The organism is Agrobacterium sp. 33MFTa1.1, from assembly GCF_004328495.1.
GTDB classification, from domain to species: Bacteria; Pseudomonadota; Alphaproteobacteria; order Rhizobiales; family Rhizobiaceae; genus Agrobacterium; species Agrobacterium pusense.
Map to the genome: position 1 here is coordinate 1,203,321 of NZ_CP036359.1, position 16,364 is coordinate 1,219,684.

13 protein-coding genes are annotated in these 16,364 nt (G+C 60.1%); 5 read left to right on the forward strand and 8 right to left on the reverse strand.

The annotated features are described in order from the left end of the window. Positions 1-90 precede the first annotated feature (90 nt). The 3 genes from EYD00_RS19360 to EYD00_RS19370 form a co-directional block, all read right to left on the reverse strand. Positions 91-1,341 (reverse strand): adenylate/guanylate cyclase domain-containing protein, encoded by a 1,251-nt coding sequence (locus tag EYD00_RS19360; protein WP_022563403.1) that lies wholly within the window; start codon positions 1,339-1,341, stop codon positions 91-93. Between the two features lie 231 nt (positions 1,342-1,572). Continuing rightward, positions 1,573-1,803: a helix-turn-helix domain-containing protein gene (locus tag EYD00_RS19365; RefSeq protein ID WP_004437583.1), complete on the reverse strand. Its 231-nt coding sequence runs from the start codon at positions 1,801-1,803 to the stop codon at positions 1,573-1,575. A gap of 248 nt (positions 1,804-2,051) precedes the next feature. Beyond that, entirely contained in the window at positions 2,052-3,161 is a 1,110-nt protein-coding gene (locus EYD00_RS19370; RefSeq protein WP_022563405.1) for an RHE_PE00001 family protein, read from the reverse strand. Between the two features lie 292 nt (positions 3,162-3,453). On the opposite strand from EYD00_RS19370, the gene EYD00_RS19375 reads away from it, so the two are divergent. Then, positions 3,454-4,758, forward strand: coding sequence for an MFS transporter (locus tag EYD00_RS19375; RefSeq protein ID WP_006698138.1), 1,305 nt, complete (start codon positions 3,454-3,456; stop codon positions 4,756-4,758). A gap of 62 nt (positions 4,759-4,820) precedes the next feature. On the opposite strand, the gene EYD00_RS19380 is transcribed toward EYD00_RS19375, so the two are convergent. From EYD00_RS19380 to EYD00_RS19400, 5 genes are all read right to left on the reverse strand, one after another. After that, the gene (locus tag EYD00_RS19380; RefSeq protein WP_022563406.1) at positions 4,821-6,158 is read right to left on the reverse strand and encodes a sensor histidine kinase; all 1,338 of its coding nucleotides are present in this window, start codon (positions 6,156-6,158) and stop codon (positions 4,821-4,823) included. Positions 6,159-6,179: 21 nt separating this feature from the next. After that, on the reverse strand, positions 6,180-6,833 hold the full coding sequence (locus EYD00_RS19385) for a response regulator transcription factor (RefSeq protein WP_004437591.1): 654 nt from the start codon (positions 6,831-6,833) through the stop codon (positions 6,180-6,182). Between the two features lie 66 nt (positions 6,834-6,899). After that, positions 6,900-8,567: a phosphoethanolamine transferase gene (locus EYD00_RS19390; RefSeq protein WP_034500189.1), complete on the reverse strand. Its 1,668-nt coding sequence runs from the start codon at positions 8,565-8,567 to the stop codon at positions 6,900-6,902. Between the two features lie 187 nt (positions 8,568-8,754). Beyond that, positions 8,755-9,018: a spike base protein, RCAP_Rcc01079 family gene (locus EYD00_RS19395; RefSeq protein ID WP_022563408.1), complete on the reverse strand. Its 264-nt coding sequence runs from the start codon at positions 9,016-9,018 to the stop codon at positions 8,755-8,757. 241 nt (positions 9,019-9,259) lie between these two features. Next, the gene (locus EYD00_RS19400; RefSeq protein ID WP_004437596.1) at positions 9,260-10,171 is read right to left on the reverse strand and encodes a LysR family transcriptional regulator; all 912 of its coding nucleotides are present in this window, start codon (positions 10,169-10,171) and stop codon (positions 9,260-9,262) included. A 188-nt stretch (positions 10,172-10,359) separates the two neighbouring features. On the opposite strand from EYD00_RS19400, the gene EYD00_RS19405 reads away from it, so the two are divergent. Genes EYD00_RS19405 through EYD00_RS19420 form a run of 4 tightly spaced genes read left to right on the forward strand, consistent with a single transcriptional unit; the run spans position 10,360 to position 16,228 of the window. Next, on the forward strand, positions 10,360-12,492 hold the full coding sequence (locus EYD00_RS19405; RefSeq protein ID WP_022563409.1) for a TonB-dependent siderophore receptor: 2,133 nt from the start codon (positions 10,360-10,362) through the stop codon (positions 12,490-12,492). Positions 12,493-12,520: 28 nt separating this feature from the next. Beyond that, the gene (locus EYD00_RS19410) at positions 12,521-13,423 is read left to right on the forward strand and encodes an iron-siderophore ABC transporter substrate-binding protein (RefSeq protein WP_034500191.1); all 903 of its coding nucleotides are present in this window, start codon (positions 12,521-12,523) and stop codon (positions 13,421-13,423) included. After that, positions 13,420-15,384: a Fe(3+)-hydroxamate ABC transporter permease FhuB gene (gene fhuB, locus EYD00_RS19415; RefSeq protein ID WP_034500194.1), complete on the forward strand. Its 1,965-nt coding sequence runs from the start codon at positions 13,420-13,422 to the stop codon at positions 15,382-15,384. Before EYD00_RS19410 ends, fhuB begins: the two co-directional genes overlap by 4 nt. Positions 15,385-15,418: 34 nt before the next feature. Further along, the gene (locus EYD00_RS19420) at positions 15,419-16,228 is read left to right on the forward strand and encodes an ATP-binding cassette domain-containing protein (protein ID WP_034500257.1); all 810 of its coding nucleotides are present in this window, start codon (positions 15,419-15,421) and stop codon (positions 16,226-16,228) included. Positions 16,229-16,364: the final 136 nt, after the last annotated feature.

Genomic DNA, 16,364 nt, shown 5'->3' on the forward strand with positions numbered 1-16,364 from the left:
GGTAGCCGAAATCACGGTTCCGGAGGGTGTCGGGGAGATGCCGTTCGGCTTAAAATGGGCCGTTACAAGCTGGGCAGCAGGCGCAGCCCATCAGGCGGCGACGGGCGCCGATGCGGGATTTTGCGGAAGAGCGTAAACTTCGACCGGGGTTTCGAGGCCGCGCAACAGCCAAGGGCCCAGACTTTCGAACCCGGTCTCGTTGCCAGCCATGCGCACGAATTCTTCGGAGAAGAGAACGTTGCGCCCTGTTTCCTTGGTCAGCGTCTCAAGCCGCGATGCGATGTTGACGGCGGGTCCGATGACGGTGAAATCGAGCCGGGTTTTCGAGCCGATATTGCCGTACATGACATCGCCGACGTGAACGCCGATGCCATAACCCAAGGGGTCATGGCCTTTTTGCCGGTTGATCTCATTGAGTGCGATCAGGCTCCGTTGCGCCCTGGCAATGGCCTTCAGGAGGTTTCCGCAAGCATCCGGGTTGCTGAGCGGGAAGATCGCCAGCAGCCCGTCGCCCATGAATTTCAGGATTTCCCCGCCAAATTCCTCGATCGGATCACACATGGCGTCGAAATAACCGTTCAGAAGCTCGATCACATCGTCACGCGGCCATAGATCGGAAATATGGGTAAAATTGCGCAGGTCGCAGATCAGGATTGCTGCTCCCACCGTCATGCCGCTGCCGCGTGTCGTGGCGCCGTTCAGGATCTTTTCGCCCGCATGTGGTCCCACATAGGTTTCCAGAAGGGTGCGTGTCATCCTGTTCTTCAGGCGTATCTCGCTCACCAGCGCGAGCGCGGGCAGGAGGTTTTTCAGCGCGACGATCTCTTCGTCGGAAAAGCCGCCGGGGCGATCGCTGGAAAATGATGCGACGTGGCGTTTGCCAAACGTGTGCTCAATAGGCCAGGCGCAATAATCCGTCAGCCCTTCCGACCGCAGCTCCTCATAGATCGTGTAACCTGTTTCGTCGATGGCGTCGACGTTCAGGCGATGCCGGATTTCGCTGGCGCCCTGGTGAATGTCCCTGATCGGGCTGTTGAGATATTCGGGGGTGTTTTCCGAGCCGTAGCCATAAGTGACGATCTCGGCTTCGGACATGCCGGCTTTCCATAAAATCCGCGCGCCCAGCCATTGCGGATGGCGGATACGGAAAGCCAGAACGCCGCGCGCCACCGAAATTCCGCTTGCCCGCAAGCGGTTGCAAAGCTCCACGAAGATTTCGTCGATGAAGCGTTCGTCCTTGGTGCCGGTGACCAGCCAGTCGAGAGTCTCGGTTTTCTCCGCCGGCCACAATTCAGCCAATGCTGAAGAAACCCGTTCTTCGGTGTCGAGCGTAAATGTCATGGCAGGATTCCGGAGGTTGTTGCTGCTCTCGGCGGGCGGGATACATGTCGAATGTCGCTGAACGTCCCCGCTCGCGAATTGCATGTGGTGCCGGATAACGAAAATGTTAAGGGAGCGGATGCGGAAAATGTTCCGAAAGAATCGGCAGCCTCCGGGCTGCGTGCGCCGCCTCGATGTTCCCGGGAACATCTTCCCGGCGGCGCTGAGATTTTTCGTGATCGATAGGAAAGATCAGATAACGGTTTCGACCGGAATATGCAGCGCGGCGGCAACACGCCGGATGCGCAGGGGGTCGCTGTCCGTGCCGTCTTCCAGGGCACGTATTTCGCTCGTGGTGAGGCCACAGGTCACGGCTAGCTGCTCGATCGTATAGCCGGCAAGATTACGCGCTGCCAGGACCTTTTTGGCGAAAGGAGCATCGGTTTCGTGATCGGAATCGGGTTGTGAAACTGAAATTGTCATTATTGCATCTCCCTGATGATGGACACTTAAATGCGGGCGGCAGAGAAAAGTTGCCGGGCCGAATGCGACCGCGTTGCCGGAGAAGAAATCGGTGTTGCAACGCAGCGAGGAACATAGCCGCTTCGTTGACCTACGCAATAGTTAAATTTTGTTAAGATTCGTGATCGCCGAATTGACGAGGCACGTTTCCATGCGAAAGCGGCTGCGAAACGGTCCTTTTTACCTTCCGGATCGTCTGCAAGGGGCCGCTACAGCATGCCCCAGGCGCGGAAACGGCCACGACCGGTAACCTCCCGCAATTCCAGCTGGTTGGCGAGGCCGATTGCGCCCTGTGGCGTGGTGCCGAGTTCCTTCACGATCATGGCTGCCGAGACCACGGGGCGGGAGACGACCAGCTCGACGAGTTCGGGCAATCGCGAAGAGGAACGGCGGCCGGCCAACTTGCGCATCATCCGCTCCCGCGCATGGCTCAGCCGGTCGTGTTCCTTCATGCTGGCCAGCGCCGCCTCATAAAAACTGTCGAGAAGTGCGAGGATGCGCTGTGTCTGGTTCCTGGCGTGCCGCCGCTCCCTCGGGATGGCACGAAGACCGGCGCTCAGGGCCGGCAGGTGATCGGGCGTGATGGCGCCATCGCGCAGAAAAGCCGAGGCCAGAAGCCGCCCAAGCCAGGGGCTGCGCTGGAGCACCTCTATCATGTTCCAGGAATCAAGCAGGATGGCGGTGCGCAGAATTGCCGGCAGTTCCTCCGTCCGCGACTGCACGTCCCACCATTCTTTCAGCCGTTCGTCTTCGTCCCAGTCAGGCTCGTTGATGAGCGCATGGCTTTCCTCCCTGTGTATCGACGGAAGCGCGTTTCCCGTGGTGATCGCATCGAGCGTGGCTGCGCTTCGCGCCAGAAGGGCGTCGAGTTCGGAAAAAGCGCCGTCCAGCGATGTCTCAGCCTCATGTGCCTCCTCACCCGCAGGCTGATCGGCGGTCTGCCGTGCGGGCAGCATCTCTTCGGCGGCGGGCGACGCCCTGCCGCGCAGCCGGGAAAGACCCGGTGCAGTGAAAGCCCAGCCGGCCGCATTGGCAAAGATCAGCCGCCGCGAGCGGAGGATTCGGTGTGCCGCCGTCATTTCATGGCTTGGCGCACGCACATCCATATGGGCGTCATGCAACACGAGGTCTTCCATGTGCACGAGTTCGCCGTCCACCCACATGGAGGAGATGGCGTCGGTGAAATCCTGCCTTTCGATGAAGCCCTGTTTCATCGGCGATCTGCTTATCCGCTCGTCCAGCCGCGCCAGCGCTTCGCCCGCGCGGGCGGCGGCGATGAGGAGCTTTTCGAGCTGGATGTCGGATATGTCGTAAATCATTGATATATTTTAGTTTGAGCTGGCGCGGCTTACAAGGCGGTTCAAGGTCGTCCAGTTTTCCTTCGATGGTTTCTGCCCAGCAATCGTGATAAAAACGGGTGGCGAAAATGCCGGGGAGGAGGAAGTCTTTCAGACGCCACGGCTGCTTTTTCAGCAATATTGCAACGCGGTATAAACTTGCGCATCGCAGCATGGCGGGTATATACCCTCGACAGGAGCGACAAATTATCACACCTTCCGTTCGCCCTTCCATCTCCAGACGAAGATGAATTGGAGTCAACCCGTGAATATTATGGCAAATGGTCCCGCCGCCGCGCCGGACCAGAAAACCCGTTTGAAATCCATTATCGGCGGATCGGCGGGTAATCTCGTCGAATGGTACGACTGGTATGTCTATTCGGCTTTCACTCTTTATTTCGCGCCGGTGTTCTTCCCCTCGGGCAATCAGACGGCTGAACTCTTGAGTGCCGCTGCCGTTTTTGCCGTCGGATTTCTGATGCGGCCCATCGGGGCCTGGTTCATGGGCACCTATGCAGACCGCAAGGGCCGCAAGGCGGGTCTGACCCTGTCCGTCACCTTGATGTGTCTCGGTTCGCTGCTGATCGCGATTACGCCCGGCCACGAAACGATTGGCATTGCCGCCCCCGCCATTCTGGTATTTGCAAGGCTGCTGCAGGGCATCAGCGTCGGCGGCGAATATGGCGCAAGCGCGACTTACCTCAGCGAAATGGCCGGCAAGAACCGCCGTGGTTTCTTCTCCAGCTTCCAGTATGTGACGCTGATTTCCGGCCAGCTTCTGGCGCTGGCGGTGCTTCTGGTGCTGCAGCGGGTCCTGACGCCGGAACAGCTCGGCTCCTGGGGCTGGCGCATTCCCTTCTTCATTGGCGGCCTTCTGGCGATTGCGGTGTTTTATATCCGCCGCGGCCTTGTCGAGACGCAGTCCTTCGAAAATGCCAAGACCGGCGCTGCCGACAAACCGAAGTCCAGCGGATGGGCGCTGTTCAAGCACTATCCAAGGGAAGCGCTGATGGTCATGGCGCTCACATCAGGCGGCACGCTCGCCTTTTACGCCTACACCACCTATCTGCAGAAGTTCCTCGTCAACACCTCGGGCTTCAGCAAGGAAAGCGCCACGGAAATTACCACGGCGGCGCTTTTTGTCTTCATGCTGTGTCAGCCGCTTGCCGGTGCGCTGTCGGACAAGATCGGCCGTAAACCGCTGATGGTGGGCTTCGGCATCCTGGGAACGCTGTTCACCTATGTCATTTTCAGCACGCTTTCGACCACAACCGATCCGATCATGGCTTTCGGCCTCGTGCTGATCGGCCTGCTGATCGTCACCGGCTATACCTCGATCAATGCGGTGGTGAAGGCGGAAATGTTCCCGGCCCATATTCGCGCGCTCGGCGTGGCGTTACCTTATGCGCTGGCAAACACCATATTCGGCGGAACGGCTGAATTCGTAGCCTTGAAGTTCAAGCAGATCGGCCACGAGAACTGGTTCTTCTGGTATGTGACGATCATGATCGCGTTGTCGCTGGTGGTTTACGTGAAGATGCGCGACACGCGCGACCACAGCCATATCCACGAAGACTGATCGGCTTACACCAAAAACCAGCAAAGCCCCGTCCTCCCGGCGGGGCTTTTTCTTTTTTGCGTTCAGGCGGCTTCGCTGGGAATGATCACGCGGGCTTCAAAACCGTCCTGCTGACCTTCTGCGGGAGAGGAAAGCACCAGTTTTCCGCCGGTCTGTTCCACCAGGCTTTTGACGATAGCCAGACCGAGCCCGGTGCCGTCAGCCGTAGAATGGCCTCTGGTGAAACGTGTCGTCAGCTTGGGCAACAACACCGGATCGACGGTCGGCCCGGCATTTACGACGCGGATCGCGCCATCTGTTTCCGCAATCACCTGCACGGGGCTTTTCGGCGGGCTGTGAATCAACGCATTTTCGAGAAGGTTGCGGATGATGATACCGAAGGCATCCGGACCGATCCTGCCGGACAGGGCGCCTTCACAGCGATTGGTGAAGCGGATGCGAGACGCCCCTATCGCCGTCCTGCTCATATCGTCGATAACGAGTTCGAGCACGGGGATGAGATCGCTTGTCTTATCCGTGAGCCCGATCCTGGCTTCAGCCCGGGACATCTGAAGCAGTTTCTCAGCGAGGTGGGCGAGGTGCTGCAGGGATTTTTCGATGTTTTCAACGCGTGGCGCAAGCTCCGGGGGGATATCGGCGTGCAGCCGCTGCGCCTGCGCCAGCGCACCGGCAATCGGGGTTCGCAATTCATGGGCGCTATTGGCGGTGAATTCCCGCTCCGCCTCGATTGTCGAGCGCAGCCGCCCAAGCAGCAGGTTGACCGATCGCGCAATGGGGTGCAGTTCGGGCGGGAAGGGTTGAGTTGCAAGCGGAGCGAGATTGCCGCCGTCCTTCTTGCCGATTTCGTCGCGTAAGGTTTGCACCGGCTGAAGCGTTCGCCGCACGACGAGGATGACCGCAAAAATGCTGGCAGGAATGAGAATGAGCACGGGCAACACCAGCGCGGTGCCTGCCTCCACGATTGCCTCGCGGCGATTTGCGAATGCATCGGCGACCTGCAGGAAATAGTTGCCGTCGGGTGAGGCGACCGTGAAGATGCGCTGCGACGATGTTTCTGAAAAACCGGGGTCGAGAGAGACTTCGAAAGGCTCCGTCGAACTGTCATGCGAATGCAGCACGACCTGGCCTTCTCGGTCGCGAACCTGATAGGTCAGATATTCCGCTCCCTCCGCCGACTGGTTGAGCTTCTGCGAGGCCGGCGCGGTATTGTTCTCACGCAGGTCGTCGAGCAGAAGCGGCAGCAGTCTTTCCGCGGTTTCCTCGAGACCGGCATCGAAAATCTCAGCGAACTCGTCCTGCATCACCATGACGCCCAAACCGCAGGCGAGAAGCCATGATATGGCGACAACGCTGGTCAGCGCCATCACGAGTTTGCGGGTCATGCTGGTCGGTCTGGCCATCTGTATCTGCCTGGGGTTCGTCTATTTGATCGTGTAGCCAACGCCACGCACCGTCTCGACGCGGTCATGGCCGATTTTCTTGCGCAGCCGGCTGATATAGACTTCGACCGTGTTGCTCTCTATTTCCGCGCCGAATTCGTACAGGGTATCGTGCAGCTGCGCTTTCGAGACGACTGCGCCGGGATGCTCGACCAGTTTCTCCAGCACGGCCCATTCGCGGGCGCTGAGCGTCTGCGCCGTGCCATCGACCGTGATGTTGCGCGCTACCTGGTTGATCTCGATGCCGGGCAGGCGGATGACGGGGGCGGAACGCCCCTCGTAACGACGCGAGACCGCCAGCATGCGTGCTGAAAGTTCGTTGAGATCGAAAGGCTTGACCAGATAATCGTCCGCGCCGGCATTGAGCCCGGCAATCCGGTCGGAGACCTGGTCATGCGCCGTCAGAATGATGACCGGCGTGGCGTCGTCGCGCTTGCGCAGGCTTTGCAGAAGGGTGATGCCCTCGCCGTCAGGCAGTCGCATGTCGAGCAGGATCAGGCCGTAACCCATCGTCAGCGTCGCCGCCATGGCGTCGCCCAGCGTCTTGAACCAGTCGACAGCGTGACCCGCCGCGGCCACATGGTCCCGCAGCGCCTCCCCCAGCACATGATCGTCTTCAACAAGCAGAACCCGCAAGACAGCTCCCTCTATCGCGTCGTCTTGCGTATCTTGTTCTCCGGATAAGCGTCAAGCACTGTCTGTTCAGCTCGTCCGGCGTTGGGTACAGCCGCTGAAGACATCGAGCGAGGGATCGTAGACCGAGGTGGAGACGTTCATCATTCCAAGGATGCTGTGGAAATAATTGTCGTGCGAGCGCCCGCCCTCTGCCGCGCTTTTCGCAAGGCAGGCCTTGTCCAGTCCCATGGATTTGGCAAAATCGTCATCGAACCACACGAGAAACGGCACATGGGTCTGCTGGTCGGGCGCGAGGAGATAGGGCGCGCCATGCAGGTAGACGCCGTTTTCGCCAAGCGACTCGCCGTGGTCCGAGGCGTAGATCATGCCTGTTGCCAGCTTGTCGGAACGCGCCTTCAGCTTGTCGATCACGGTCGAGAGGAAGTGGTCGGTATAAAGAAGCGTGTTGTCGTAGGAGTTGACGATTTCGGCGTCGCTGCAATTGCCAAGCTCGGCGGTGCGGCAGTCCGGCGTGAACTTGCGGAACTCGTCGGTGTAACGCAGGTAGTAGGTCGGACCATGGCTGCCCATCTGGTGCAGCACGATGACACTATCCTTCTTGACGTTATCGAGCCAGGCGTCGAGCTTGTCGAAAAAGATGTCGTCGCGGCATTCCCCGCCGGTGCAGAAGCGGCTGTCATTGGTGGAAGGCAGGTCGAAATAGGGGATACGGTCGGCGACGTCCTTGCTACCGGTATTATTGTCCAGCCAGGTCGCGCTGACCCCTGCATGGACGAGGACATCCATGACATTTTCATTCGCAAGCGCCTTCTTGTGGCTATATTGCGAGCGTGTGAATTGCGAGAACATGCAGGGAATGGAAATCGCCGTCGCGGTGCCACAGCTCGTTGTGCTGGGGAAATAGACCACATCGCGCTTCTTGAGCTCCGGATTGGTTTCCCGCCCGTAGCCATTCAGCGAAAAATTCGCCGCGCGGGCAGTTTCGCCCGCAACGATGACGGTAATGCGTGGCTTATGCACGTTACCCAATGCGGGCAGGACTTTGGCGTCCTTGCCGATTGGGCTGACCTGAATATCGACTTCCTTGCCGGCCTGCGTGAAATAATGCACCGTCGACATGATCGGTGACAACGGATTGACGCTCTTGACGATATCCTTGTGCTGGCGAATGGCGGTGGTGAAGGTCTTGGAGTTGGCGAAGCTGATGATGCCGGTTATGGCAAGGCAGACCAGGATGCTGATCGTGTTCCACAGAAGCTTGTCGAGGATCGGCCGGTGCCGGATGCGGACGGCGACGACGACGAGAGACGGCACCAGCCCGTAAATCGCCATATGCCAGAGAAAGCCGGGCGTGATCAGATTGCCCGCTTCCGCCTGCGTCGTCTCCATGGCGTTGCGGATCATGTCGCTGTCGATGACGATACCGTAGCGATCCATGAACCAGGACGCCGCCGCCGCCGCGAAGATCAGGACGATCAGAAACGGCCTGAGGAGATATTTGGCGGAGAAAATCGTGATGAGCGCGCCGAAAAAGGCGATCATGGCAACATAGAGCGCGACGATGGCGACCGGATAGGCGGAAAGATAGGTATAAACCTTCGACCAGAATGTCCGGTTCGTGAAAAACAGGAGATAAGCCGCCGTCAGCAGGCTCAGCGCCACGCTGCCGATTTCCGGACGATAAGTTGTTGTTCCCGTCGCTTTCGCGGTAAAAAGAGCCACTGCCAGATCCACCAAATTTTCGATAGGCCGGCGGCAATGACAAGCGAGCGCAAACGCCCCCTTTCCGGTTTGCCGCATGGGCCGGTCAATGGCGCATGCAGGATTTTGCTGACATCAACCTGAAAGCTTGTCATGAAAGTGTCATGTTGCATGGCATTGCCTCCATAGTGTGTGTGGCGCTGTTGCCGCGGAAAGACCATCAGTTGAGCCCGACAATGCCGGTTGCGGTGGTGCGCGTCGAAAATATCCGCGTTGCGCGGACCGGCAGCAGGCTGCCGGCGGGCAGGTTCTGGAAGGTCACGGTTGCCCCGGAAAGGACAGTCAGGCAAAGATGTCCGCCATTGCCCACATAGATCGCGCGTGTGGCGCAAGGAAGCGGCTTTGCATCGTCCGGAACGACGTCAAAAGCGTGGGAAGCCGGTGATTCGAGGCCGGCGGCGTAGTGGTCGTAAATCTCAGCCATTGCTGTCTCCCATAAATCGAAATCTGTCGCGATTATGCAGTGGGCCGGGGCGGCGGGGAGATGCGGGGAAGGAGATTTTTACCCCGGTCGCCGGAACGACGTCCGGCAGGCAGCCATCTGCCCGGCAATTCCGGGCGTTGCGGCGCACCGTCGTCGCTCGATCAATGCCGCGCGACGGAGGGCGGCCGATTTTTCGTCCCCGGCGAACAAGGTGCGACACGGATATTTCCCTCCACGCGGCTCAATTGCGGGCGTGGAGAATGAAGGCCCTGACGGCGGGGGAGGCTTCGGTTTTCCGGTGGGCGATGGCGAGGTCCGACGTCGTGGCGCTTGCCGCAAGCGGCACATAGCGCACGCCGGGCAACCGCAGGCAATCAAGCGAGCGCGGCACCAGCGCAACGCCAAGGCCAATGGCCACCATGCTGACAATGGTCGTGTAGTCCCTGCCTTCCGGGCTGATTGCCGGCTGGAACCCGGCTTCGTTGCAGGCCTCGATGGTGTTGTAATGAAAGCCGACATCCGGCGGCTGTCGCGGCGTGATGAAGGTTTCACCGGAAAGATTTTTCAGATCGACCTGCGGGGCAAAAGCCAAAGGATGGTTTTCCGGCAGCGCTGCCATCAAGGGCTCCCGCAACACCACGTGGGTTGTCACACCTTCCGGAACAGGGGCGGGCGGGCGGATAAAGGCGAAATCCAGATTGCCGTCGGCAATCCTGGCCAGTTGCAGCCGCATTTCCATCTCGATCAATTGCAGCTCCACATCGGGATGGGAGGCGCGGAAACTGGCGATCGACTGTATCATCAACCCGGAATAGGCGGCGGAGGCGACATAACCGATGGAGATGCGCCCGGTTTCGCCGCGGCCGACACGCTTCAGCGTTGCAAGCGTCGCCTCGGCATTCGAAAGGATTTTCCGGGCATCCTCGTAAAGAAGCTGGCCGGGCATGGTGAGCTTCACCGACCGCCTTGTGCGATCAAGCAACGGCATGCCGACGATCTGTTCAAGCGCCATGATCTGCTGGCTCAAACCCGGCTGGGCAATGCCGAGGCGGGCAGCGGCGCGCTCGAAGTTGCGCTCGTCCACCAGCGTGGTGAAATAGCGCAGATGCCGCAGCTCGAACGCGTCAGCCCGGTTCGCCGGTTTTCTGCCCATTGTCAGCGCCTTTTTTGGCAGGTTTTGAATAATTCCAAACTATTATGGAGAGAGATTTCATAATCAAAAATTATGAAAAAATCCAGTTTCACTTATTGGATCGAAATCCACACCTTGCGTAATAAGATGACTTTAATTCTCCAGTAAATGACTGCCTATGGCTGGTGCGGGTGACGAGGGATTTTGGCGTGCAGGGAAAAACCAAACACATTTCCATTCTGGCTGGTGGCTGCGCCGCCATTGCTTATGTGGCGTTCCTGGCCCCGGCTTCTGCCCTTGCACAGGACGCCGGAACCACGGTGCTGCAGACCATCACCGTCGACGGCGCGAAAAATCAGGACCCCAAGGCGCCCGTGAAGGGTTATGTGGCAAAAACCAGCGCCAGCGCCACCAAGACAGGGCGATCCCTGATCGAGACGCCGCAATCGGTATCCGTCATCACCAGAGATCAGATGGATGCGCAGGATGTCCGCAATCTCGGCGAGGCGCTGAATTACGTCCCGGGGGTGGTTGCGCAGCCGTTCGGCGCCGATCCGCGTTTCGATGCGCCGCGCATTCGCGGCTTTCAGGGGAATCAGCTGCAGTTCCTCAATGGTCTGCGGTTGATGCGGACGGCCGGTGCGCCTTCTTTTGAGGTCTACGGTCTGGAGCGCGTGGAGGTCATTCGCGGGCCCGCTTCCGTGCTCTACGGGCAGGGCAATCCCGGCGGCCTTATCAATCTCAGCAGCAAACGGCCGACCTTCGAACGGTTCGGTGAAGTCGGTGCGCAGATCGGCAGCTTCGATTATTATCAGTCGATGTTCGATATTGGCGGCCCGGTGGCGGATAGCGACAGTTTCGCCTATCGCCTGACCGGCCTTGCGCGCAACGCCCATGCCCAAACGGACAATTTGCAGAACGACCGTTATTTCATCGCGCCGGCTCTCACATGGCAGCCGGACGAGGATACGAAGCTGACTGTTCTTGCCTCCTATCAGCACGACAATCCGAGTTCGCCCTCCGGTTTGCCGCCGGCGCTGACCTATTTCAGACCCGGCAATATGCTGGACCGCAGCTTTTATGTCGGTGATCCGTCCTTCGATACATCAAACCGCAAGTTCACCAATATCGGTTATGAATTCGAACACCGCTTCGATGAGACCTTCACCTTCCGTCAGAATGCGCGTTATTCCAATTTCGACTGGTCCTACCGCGCGCTCGGCATGTCTTCGACCAGCGGTGGCATGATAGGCAATCTCATCCGTCGCAATGCGACGTTCCAGGACGAGCTGCTGAACACCTTCAACATCGACAACAGCCTCCAGGCGGATTTTTCCACGGGGCCGATCGATCATACCCTGCTTGTCGGGCTGGATTACCGCTATTTCGACAATAACGTCAAAACCGAGTTCTGGGCCGCAACGCCGCTCAATCCCGTCAATCCTGTTTATGGCGGGCCGATCAGCCTTACCTCGCGCACGCTTTATGCCGATGTGAAGACCGATATTTCCCAGATCGGCCTTTATGCGCAGGACGAGATGGCGATCGAGAACTGGCGCATCACTGCCGGCCTGCGGCAGGACTGGGCAAGCACCAGCGGCACGACCTTCAATGGCACCACCTATCGCACGCTCGACAAGGATGACCACAAGCTGACCGGCCGTGTCGGCGTCAGCTATCTGTTTGATGGCGGGATCGCGCCCTATGTCAGCTATGCAACCTCCTTCGAGCCGGTGCCGCAGCCGGCTGTCGGTGATGCGCCAAAACCGACCACCGGTGAACAATGGGAAGCGGGTGTCAAATACCAGCCGGAAGGTTTCGACGGTTTCTTTTCGGCGGCGATCTACGATCTGAAACAGAAGAACGTCACAACGACGGTGGGTGGCGTGACGCAGCAGATGGATGAGGCGCACGTGAAAGGCCTAGAGCTTGAAGGCGTTGCAAGCCTTGTCGACGGGCTCGACCTGCGCGCGGCCTATACCTACATGGACAGCGAGGTCTCCGGCCGTGTGAATAATGGGAACGAGCTTGATAGCACCCCCCGGCACGCCGCCAGCCTTTGGCTCGATTACACCTTCCCGGAAGATACCGCGCTCGAAGGTTTCGGCATCGGCGGCGGTGTTCGTTACGTTGGAAAACGTTATGGCGATGCCGCCAATACCTTTGAGATGAAGGGGCTCGCCCTGCTCGATCTCGGCGTGCATTACGAGAAGAACGGCTACCGCGCCTCGCTTATGGTGCAAAACTTGACTGATAAAGAATATATTTCTAGTTGCTCCACTTTCGGATGCTATTACGGTGACGGAAGAACGGTCATGGGCAAGCTGACCTATCGTTGGTAACGCCACATCTAAGTGAAGCAGCAGGGGCATGACGCGCAAGGATCGATGGATGTCTCCCGTTTGGGGACGGCGGGAGTTTTTGGCCCTGCTCGCTGCTGCGGCCTTTGCTGGCGCGACGCGGGCACAGTCGACCCCGCGCATTGCCGCCATTGACTGGGCGATGCTCGAAACAGCCGTGGCCCTTGGCGTCATGCCGGTGGCGGCGACCGAGCTTATCCAGTTCCGGGCGGGTGCGCTGGAGCCCGAAATCCCGGAAACCGTCGCCAATCTCGGCCTGCGCGGCGCTCCGAATTTCGAGCTCCTGCAACTGACCCGACCCGATCTCATTCTGATCTCGCCCTTCTACACCCGCTACACCGGCAGGCTTGAAGCTATCGCGCCGGTCTTCTCGTTGCCCTTTTACGTAAAGGGCGAGCCGCCTTTCGCAAAGGCGCTGGCGGCAGTCACGGCGCTTGGTGAAAAGCTCGGGCGGGCCGAAGAGGCGCGCAGGGTTCTGGGTGAAACGGAAGCGGCGCTGCACGCCATGCGGACCCGCCTCGCCGGATTTGCGGCGCGGCCGACCTATGTGATCAATATCGGCGACGCGCGACATTTTCGCGCTTTCGGCGCGGACAGCATGTTCGGGGATGTTCTTGGCCGGCTGGGGCTCGCCAATGCCTGGGTGGATCGTTCGCAATTCACTTTCGCGGCTCCGGTCCCGATTGAAAACCTCGCGGCCTCGCCGGATGCCCGCATCGTCGTCGTCTCCGATATTCCGGTCGAGGCACGGGAAACGTTGCGCAACAGCGCAATCTGGCGGGCACTGCCTGCCGTTCGGGAAAACCGCGTTGTGACGCTTGCCAATGTCGCCCCCTATGGCGGCATCACCGCCGGCATGCGTTTTGCGCGGCTTCTGACCGAAGCGCTTTCGGTGCGGGGGGAAGCCCTGTGACGGCGCGCCCTCTCCAGATTGTCCTGGGGCTGCTGTTCGCTCTCGCCTGCGGGCTCTCCCTGCATGCAGGGCTGCTCCGGCTGCCGTTCAGCGCATGGCCCAGTCCACCGTTCGATGCTGCCGACCTGTCGATGGATCAGGTGATTTTCGCCTTCAGCCTGATGCCCCGCGTGGCGGTTTCCGTTCTGGCGGGCGCGATGCTCGGTCTGTCCGGGGCGCTTTTCCAGCAATTGCTGCGCAATCCGATTGCCGATCCTTCGACGCTCGGCATCTCGGCCGGCGCGCAACTGGCCATCGTCATCGCCACCCTGTTTTTTCCGTCTGTTCTGGACGGTAACCGCGCCCTGGTGGCGCTTGCCGGGGCCGCTGCGGCCGCGGGTATTGTCTTCCTGCTTGGCTGGCGGCGCTCCTTCGAGCCGGTGACCATGGTGGTGTCAGGATTGCTGGTCGGCATCACCGCCGCTTCCGTTTCCGCGGCGCTGACGCTCGCGCAGGGCGAATATCTGATGTCTCTGGTGGTCTGGAACGGCGGCTCGCTTAGCCAGCAGGACTGGTCGAACGCCCTGTCTCTCACCTGCCAGCTTCTGGCAGGGCTCGTTCTGACCGGCCTGCTGATAAGGCCTTTGACGATTCTCGGTCTCGGCGATTCTGGTGCTCGATCGCTCGGCGTATCGCTGTTTTCGATCAGGCTCGCGGTTGCGGCCGTCGCGGTCATGCTGGCCGCCTTCGTTGCTTCTGCGGTCGGTCTCGTTAGCTTTATCGGTCTTGCCGCACCGGCACTCACCCGGGCGCTGGGCGGGCGGCGCTCGTCTTCCGTTCTGTTCGCTTCGCCGCTGCTCGGCGGTCTGCTTCTATGGTTCTGCGATAGTCTGGTCCAGCTTCTGGCAAGCACGACGGCGGAAGTTTTTCCAACGGGAGCGGTGACGGCCCTGATCGGCGGTCCGCTGCTTCTGTGGCTCCTGCCGAAAATCCGGCCGACAGACGTGCAGCGCGGTGAAGGCGTCGAGCTTGCGACAAGACGCCGGCTCACGTCCCTGCTGCCTGCACTGGCCATCATGGCGGTGCTGGTGTTTGCCGCACTCGCCGTTGGCAAGGGACCGGATGGCTGGGAAATGCTGAAGGCGGACGATCTGCAAAGCCTGTTGCCGTTCCGCTGGCCCCGGCTACTGGCCGCCATGGCCGCTGGCGGTCTTCTCGCGATGGCGGGTGCTCTTTTGCAGCGACTGACAGGCAACCCGATGGCGAGCCCGGAGGTGATCGGCGTCAGCGGCGGTGCGGGCCTCGGTTTTGCCGTCGCCATCACCATTTTTCCGGCAGCAGGCCTGCTGGAACTGTTTTGCGGCGCCGGCATCGGCTCGGCGGTCGTCATGATCCTTGTGCTCTTCTTCGCCGTGCGCAGGCACCTCCCGCCGGAAAAGATACTGCTCGCGGGCATTGCCGTCAGTTCGCTCTGCTCGGCGGTGCTTTCGGCGCTGCTTGCCATTGGCGACCAGCGGGCATGGCAGATTCTCGCCTGGCTCAGCGGCTCGGGTTCGACGGCAACGCCGGCTTCGGCGATCTTTCTCGCCGTTCTTTCCATCGTGCTTCTGGCGGGAGCGTTATCGGTCACGCGCTGGCTGACGATCCTGCCGCTTGGGCGGGATGTGCCGCTCTCCCTCGGCCTGCCGCTCGGCGCTGCGCGAACCGCCGTCATCGCCGTGGCCGGCATTGCCACCGGTGCCGCCTCGCTGCTGGTTGGTCCCTTGAGTTTCGTCGGGTTGATGGCGCCCCATATTGCGCTGCGCTCCGGTTTCACAACGCCACGTGACCATCTCTTCGCCTCCTTCCTGTTCGGCGCGGTGCTGATGGCGCTTTCCGATCTTGGCGCGCGGACGGTGACCTTTCCCTATGAACTGCCGCTCGGATTTTTTGCGGCGCTTGCCGGCGCGCCCTATCTGATCTGGCTTTCAGGCAGGCGATGATGAATTTTTTGAAAGATGTATGGAGATGAGAAGCATGGGTCAGGCAGCGCCCGCAGTCGGTTACGATGATATGCCGCTTTTTTCTCTGGATCGCGTCACCATGGAATTGCCGGGCAGGACATTGCTGCAGCCGCTGACGGCCAGTTTTGCAACCGGCAAGACCATCGGCCTGATCGGCCATAACGGTTCGGGAAAATCCACGCTGCTGAAGATTCTCGCACGGATACAGGAGCCGACGGCGGGCCGGGTGTCCTTCGAAGGGAAGGCGCTTGCCGCCTGGGGCAATCGGGAATTTGCGCGAAAGCTCGCCTATCTGCCGCAATATACGCCGGCCGCTTCCGGCATGCTGGCCAAAGAACTGGTTGCACTTGGCCGTTATCCCTGGCACGGCGCGCTGGGCCAGTTTACGAAGGCGGATCAGGAAAAAGTGGACGAGGCGATCGAGCTTACCGATACCGTTGCCTTCCGCGACCGGCTGGTGGATACGCTTTCGGGTGGCGAGCGTCAGCGCGTCTGGCTTGCCATGCTGGTGGCCCAGAATGCCGAAAGCCTGCTTCTCGATGAACCCATCTCCGCACTTGACCTGGCGCACCAGATCGAGGTGCTTTCGCTGGTGCAGAGACTGTCGCGTGAAAAAGGCCTTGGCGTCATCGTCGTGCTGCACGACGTCAACATGGCGGCACGCTTCTGCGACGAGATCGTCGCGCTGCATTCCGGCCGGTTGATTGCCCGGGGAACGCCGGAAGAGATCATGACGCCGGAGACGCTGGAGCGCATCTATGGCGTGCGAATGGACGTGATGACCCACGCAGCCACCGGCCTTCCCGTGGCCCTGCCGCTCTGATGTTGTTGCTGCAGAACCACGCCCGCCAACGCTTGCTGTTGATGGTGATTCCGCACGCATTTCCCGCCCTAACAATGTCTTAATGGCATCCTACCGCCATCAGACATTGTTAACCGTTCGGCTTTCATCGCCTCCA

Excerpts from the sequence above, each read along its gene's own strand:
- EYD00_RS19360 (WP_022563403.1), bottom strand. The coding sequence starts at position 1,341 with ATGACATTTACGCTCGACACCGAAGAACGGGTTTCTTCAGCATTGGCT.
- EYD00_RS19365 (WP_004437583.1), bottom strand. The coding sequence starts at position 1,803 with ATGACAATTTCAGTTTCACAACCCGATTCCGATCACGAAACCGATGCT.
- EYD00_RS19370 (WP_022563405.1), bottom strand. The coding sequence starts at position 3,161 with ATGATTTACGACATATCCGACATCCAGCTCGAAAAGCTCCTCATCGCC.
- EYD00_RS19375 (WP_006698138.1), top strand. The coding sequence starts at position 3,454 with ATGGCAAATGGTCCCGCCGCCGCGCCGGACCAGAAAACCCGTTTGAAA.
- EYD00_RS19380 (WP_022563406.1), bottom strand. The coding sequence starts at position 6,158 with ATGGCCAGACCGACCAGCATGACCCGCAAACTCGTGATGGCGCTGACC.
- EYD00_RS19395 (WP_022563408.1), bottom strand. The coding sequence starts at position 9,018 with ATGGCTGAGATTTACGACCACTACGCCGCCGGCCTCGAATCACCGGCT.
- EYD00_RS19400 (WP_004437596.1), bottom strand. The coding sequence starts at position 10,171 with ATGGGCAGAAAACCGGCGAACCGGGCTGACGCGTTCGAGCTGCGGCAT.
- EYD00_RS19410 (WP_034500191.1), top strand. The coding sequence starts at position 12,521 with ATGACGCGCAAGGATCGATGGATGTCTCCCGTTTGGGGACGGCGGGAG.
- EYD00_RS19420 (WP_034500257.1), top strand. The coding sequence starts at position 15,419 with ATGGGTCAGGCAGCGCCCGCAGTCGGTTACGATGATATGCCGCTTTTT.